General features: G+C 65.6%; 1 protein-coding gene. It reads right to left on the bottom strand.

Annotation, left to right across the window (positions count from 1 at the left end):
• Positions 1 to 401, bottom strand: a 401-nt coding sequence (locus tag J0A65_RS26135) for a hypothetical protein (RefSeq protein WP_206597103.1), incomplete at both ends; no start/stop codon positions are given.

Genomic DNA, 401 nt, shown 5'->3' with positions numbered 1-401 from the left:
ATCGGCGATCTGCTCGATGCGATGCAACAGGCTGTGCAGGGGACGCGTCACCAGCAGCGGGAAGCCGATGACCAGCAACAGGCAGACGGCCAGCCCCACGGCAATGACGATGCCCTGCTGCCAGGCCAGTTCTTCGCCACGGGCGATCGCCGCAGTGCCCACGGCGTTGGCGGAGCTGTCCTCCAGTTCGCCGAGCTTGTTGATGGCGCCACGCATCACCTCGAACTGCGCCTCGCTGTCACCGAAGCTGAGGTGGCTGGCCTCCTCGGGGTTGCTGGCGGCCAGCTGCAATACTTTCAGGGAGGTGGCTTTCCACAGTTCGAAGCCGCGATCGAACTCGGCGACCAGCGCCATCGCTTCGCCGCCGGGCTGCATGTCCGCGAACTTGTGCACGCGGTCAT

The organism is Bowmanella yangjiangensis, from assembly GCF_017255015.1.
In the GTDB taxonomy this organism is placed as follows: domain Bacteria; phylum Pseudomonadota; class Gammaproteobacteria; order Enterobacterales; family Alteromonadaceae; genus Bowmanella; species Bowmanella yangjiangensis.
This window is presented reverse-complemented; position numbering and strand designations above follow the sequence as displayed.